Here is a 4,317-nt window from a genome sequence, read left to right as displayed (position 1 = left end):
CTATGACGCACTGAAGCTGACCGGGAAGATGCGCTCGATGAAGGACCTGTACGAGGCCATCATTGTGGGCGCCGTTGAGCGCGTCCGACCGAAAATGATGACCGTTATCGCGATCATGGCCGGTCTGCTACCCATCCTCTGGGGACATGGCACTGGCTCGCAGGTAATGAAACGGATCGCAGCACCAATGGTCGGGGGAATGGTCTCGTCTACGATTCTAACGCTGGTCGTGATTCCGGCCATCTACTATCTGTGGAAGCAGCGAGAGGTGAGGCAGCTCTCGGTTGAGCTGGCCGACGACACATTGAATGAAGAGCAGTGAGGCCTCTGTGCCTCGTACATCGCAAGATCAACTGTCGATTCGCCTCGGAGGAAGCAGTCAGTTTTACAACTTTAGTAACAAACTCGGGAGGTTCCGTGATGTCGAGATCAGCTCTTGAAGGATCATTTACCGGTCTCATGTTGGCCGTTCTTCTTGTGGGGACGGCGTCGGCTCAGCAAGATCACGAGAGTGGGACAGGACATACATGGCCTTCCGACTTGTCGATGGTGGAGGTTCATGGAACCGTTGTGACCGAGGGAACAGAACCGAACCAGACCTATTTCCTCGACGAAGACGGAGATCTATCCGCGGACTACCAGCTCATGCTGGGACCGTGGTGGTACCAGCCGGCTTCTGGGGTTGCCCGGCCAACCGATGGCGACGTCGTTACAATCGTGGGTACTTTGCAGCCCCCTCATGTATCGCCGCCGAGTCTGATGGTATTCTCAATTGACGGTGTCCGGTGGCGCACGGCGGTGGAATTTGGGATGCATGGATGGAATGGTGGATCATTCTGGATTGATACTGGAGACACCCTCACAACAACGGGTTCTGTTCTCATTGACACAACGTACTACTACGTTCACTACTACCTCGACGAGGATTCCGACGGCGTGCCGGAGTATCAACTTGGGTTTGGACCTCACTGGTACATGCCCGAAGGTGTCGAGCGACCCGAGGATGGGCAAGTAGTCACCGTCTGGGGAGTCCTCCATTCGCGTACTGGAACCGACATGCTTTCTGTTTACGAGCTGGATGGTCAGGCATGGCGCCCATTCGGTGACACAGCACCGTGGTCTGGGAACTGGTTTGCACGAGAACACGGTGATTCGTTATTCACATTCTGCGCCAACGACTCAATGCACCGGTTAGGATTTCCGTCAGGTCACATGGACGGCCACAGAATGGGTATGGGGTGGCCGGATTCGAGTTTCACCCAATTCTGGAGAATCCATCCAGACAGCCTGCCTGGTCCTGGTGACATTACCCACATGATGGGTTTCTATCTGGACATTCACGACCCGTTCGGTGAAAGTATGATGGATGGCCGCTTCGGTGACCGTGGCGGCATGATGGGGTTCAGTCGGGAATACAACATGGTCTTGCACTATCGGAATGAAGATCTGATATCGCACAACGTTGCGGAAGAGGATCTGGCCTTGTGGTCGTGGGACGGTCCATCGACACAATGGTCACCCGTCGGCGGCACAACGATTGATGTTGAGAACAATACCGTCAATCTCAGTTCTGCAGCGTTGAGCAACTACTATTCCCTGGTGGTCTCGGGATCCGCCACGGCGACGGATGATCTGGAAGACATACCATCGGCATTCGAGCTATTTCAGAATTATCCGAATCCGTTCAATCCACTCACCACCATACGATACAACCTGCCGGAGGCGGCCCGCGTAACCTTGATCGTCTTCGACATCATCGGACGGCCGGTGGCGACGCTGGTGGACCGGGAACAGATTGCAGGGCGCCATAAGGCGGTCTTTGATGCGCATTCATATGCCAGCGGTCTGTATATGTACCGGCTTGACGCGGGGGATTTCAGGAAAGAGGGCAAGATGATGCTGGTCAAGTAGTTGACGCATCTACAGGGGTTCGACGAGAACCCCTATGATCACAAAAACCAAATGAGATCGAGGCTGTGTTGACACGAAATCAGATTATCCCGCTGGCAACCATCGTCGTGGGCGGGGTGTTGTTCATGTCACTTGCAGACTGGGAGCCAACGGAGAAGGACGTTGCCGTCGGGTACTGGCACGACGGTCGATTACAGGACGCCCCGGATTTTGCACTTCCCACGCTTGAAGGAGACACTCTGACGCTTTCGGATTATCGTGGCAAGATCGTGGTTCTCAATATTTGGGCTACGTGGTGCGCACCGTGCCGGAAGGAAATGCCCGACTTTGTTAGTATTCAGGACGAACTCGGCCCATACGGTGTCCAGTTTATAGGAGTGTCAATCGACGGAGGTGGATTTGAAGTGATCGCTCCGTTTGCTGCGGAGTTCAACGTTAACTATCCCCTGGTGCTGGACGATGGATCGGTATATGATTCGTACGAGGGTAGTACGGGGGTGCCGACGACGTATCTGATCAACCGGAGTGGGCAGATCTGGCACTACATGCCCGGGGCTCTTTCTCGGAACATGCTGTTACCAGCTCTGCGACTAATGCTTGAGACGTAGAATGCGTGTGGGCCTGGGTGTCGATAGAGAAGCTAAGACAGCCCGAACGCACGGGGTGGCAGTCACATCACACTCGTCCTCACGTATGCCGGAAGGGTAGGAACTACGACAAGCATCGGACGCCCTTGCGGCAGCGCAGTCCAAAGGCGAAAGACACCACTGGTTTCCCTGGTCAGAAGGTTGGGTCCCCGAGGTCGGCTTCCACTGTGCCACGCCATGGCCCGCCCCTCCAGATTCAGCCTCTCGGTACGCCCAAACGGGCACTCTTGGCAGATCCTACACTGCTGCCGTCTGCACGTGAGAAGTATCAGTTACTCTCGTTTTTGAAGGAAGAAAAGCTGGATGGACTACAACCGAGAAGAGGACAATGCCTCACGGTAGCGTGGGGTGGATCGGTCCGGTACGGTAGTTATGACATCGGTAGCCCGATGCTTGCGGAACGCAGTGTTGCTTCACTGACCCCCGGCCCAGCACAACATTCAGCCAGCTTACCGTCCACGACAACGGCGGGAAGCGTGCGCACGTTTAGGGCCGCGGCCCGGCTGGTCACGTCATGATCATGCATGTCCAAGACCTCGACCTCACATGAGGTGCAGGCCAATTCCCGCACCAGTGTGACAGCGTCTTCGCACATCGGGCATCCGGCACTAAAGACAGTCACTTTGCGTCTTTTCATCATCGTTTCCCCTTCATTTTAGTTATCCGTGCTCGGCACACACAACCAACATCTGAGCTTCCTCAATCGGTTGGACAGTTGCCCATTTGAACAGGCGGGCAAGGGGTGTCACCGTACGAGCAGAAGACACAGCAATCCCCTTGATGCGGACGAATGATAGACCCGCAAGAGGGACACGCCCAGAAGAATTGACATGCCTCTGTCGGCATTGCCTCGTCGGAGTGCTGTCCACACTCTGGGCACGTGATTCTTGACGTTAGCGTGATGCTCATGAGCCCGTGTCTGATTCTCGGCGGAGCGAAGACGGATACCCCGCGTTTGCCGTCGCCGACAGTAGGTCGTCAACCGTTAGCCGGCTGGCGTCGTATCGCACGGTGGCGATCGGAGGTTCATATGATACTTGTGCCTCAACTACACCGTCGATCCGCGAAAGGGCTATGGAAACAGTGGTGGTGCATGATGCGCAAGTCATGCCCTCAATCTCGAGTACAGCGCTTTCGATGTTTGAAGTCTCTGTCGCCACTGTAGTGGATACAGAGTTACCACCCGCGGACGCCAGCAACCACGGCGACAAAATTAGCAGCAGACTCGCGACGACACCTGCTAGCATAAGGATCTGCTTGGTACGTCGGCTGAGTATGCCTTCTGTTTCGCAGGCGCAGTCAACATCCGACGCTGACCGGTTGCTCTGGTAGAAAGCAACGGCAAGAAGACCAAGGGCCAGGACAACAAAGAAGGGTCGATATGATTGTAGAGCGATCAAGTTACTGACCCACGCGCCGCCAATGCCGAGTGAGACAAGAGCGAGCGGGATCGTGCAGCACGCAGAGGCGCCGACCGCAGCACCAACGGCACCGACAAGGCTCCAGTCTGAGTAGTTCCTGTCTCGGTTCATGGGGAATCACCAATACTGTTGTCATCCAAGGCATCAAGTATTGGGCAGTCGCCTATCAGAGAATCCGAATCGCACTTTTCCGCCATCCTTGTGAGGGCCACCGCCATGTTCGTGAGGGTGACAATGCGCGTCTCGATCTCGGACGCTTTTTCCAGAGCCTTTTCCTTAACCTCGGCGCAGGATGAGGCCGGATCTGCCCGGAGAGACATTAGCTCTGTTATCTCACG

At 55.5% G+C, this 4,317-nt stretch carries 6 protein-coding genes; 3 read left to right on the top strand and 3 right to left on the bottom strand.

The window, feature by feature from the left end:
* The 3 genes from HKN37_15060 to HKN37_15050 all read left to right on the top strand — a co-directional run.
* Positions 1-322: efflux RND transporter permease subunit (locus tag HKN37_15060; GenBank protein NNE47969.1), on the top strand; the 322-nt coding region annotated here is incomplete at its 5' end.
* 98 nt (positions 323-420) lie between these two features.
* Positions 421-1,911, top strand: coding sequence for a T9SS type A sorting domain-containing protein (locus tag HKN37_15055; protein NNE47968.1), 1,491 nt, complete (start codon positions 421-423; stop codon positions 1,909-1,911).
* A 65-nt stretch (positions 1,912-1,976) separates the two neighbouring features.
* Positions 1,977-2,519: a TlpA family protein disulfide reductase gene (locus HKN37_15050; protein NNE47967.1), complete on the top strand. Its 543-nt coding sequence runs from the start codon at positions 1,977-1,979 to the stop codon at positions 2,517-2,519.
* A gap of 409 nt (positions 2,520-2,928) precedes the next feature.
* Here the strand turns inward: HKN37_15050 and HKN37_15045 are convergent, their stop codons facing one another.
* The 3 genes from HKN37_15045 to HKN37_15035 all read right to left on the bottom strand — a co-directional run.
* Complete coding sequence (locus HKN37_15045; GenBank protein ID NNE47966.1) at positions 2,929-3,195, bottom strand: hypothetical protein; 267 nt, start codon at positions 3,193-3,195, stop codon at positions 2,929-2,931.
* Positions 3,196-3,463: 268 nt separating this feature from the next.
* Positions 3,464-4,090: a mercury transporter MerT gene (locus HKN37_15040; GenBank protein ID NNE47965.1), complete on the bottom strand. Its 627-nt coding sequence runs from the start codon at positions 4,088-4,090 to the stop codon at positions 3,464-3,466.
* A partial coding sequence (locus HKN37_15035; protein ID NNE47964.1) for a MerR family DNA-binding protein occupies positions 4,087-4,317 on the bottom strand: 231 nt, incomplete at its 5' end. The genes HKN37_15035 and HKN37_15040, both read right to left, overlap by 4 nt.

This window comes from Rhodothermales bacterium (assembly GCA_013002345.1).
Lineage (GTDB): Bacteria > Bacteroidota > Rhodothermia > Rhodothermales > JABDKH01 > JABDKH01.
The sequence above is the reverse complement of the archived record's forward strand: the minus strand, read 5'-3'. Positions and strand labels throughout refer to the sequence as shown.